The following is a 236-nucleotide window of genomic DNA, read 5'->3' on the forward strand; positions in this document are numbered from 1 at the left end:
GGCGGGTCTCGGTCCAGGGCTGGTGCGGACGGTCCCATTCGATCCAGGCCAGCCGCCGCCCCTGGCCGGCGGCACGCGGCGCGGCGTAGAAATCGGCGCCCTCGACCAGCACCCGGCGCGCGCCATCGGCGTCCAGGCGCACGATGCGATGCACTACCCCGGTCGGCCCATGGCTCTCTTCCACCGCCAGCAGGGCATCCCAGGCATCGACGTAGGCCAGGTCGCCGTAGCGACAC

The 236-nt window shown here is 73.3% G+C and carries 1 pseudogene; it reads right to left on the reverse strand.

Features of this window, described 5'->3' with window-relative positions:
- Positions 1–236, reverse strand: a pseudogene (locus BST14_RS32355) (S9 family peptidase); the annotation flags it as partial.

Source organism: Mycobacterium arosiense ATCC BAA-1401 = DSM 45069, from assembly GCF_002086125.1.
GTDB classification, from domain to species: domain Bacteria; phylum Actinomycetota; class Actinomycetes; order Mycobacteriales; family Mycobacteriaceae; genus Mycobacterium; species Mycobacterium arosiense.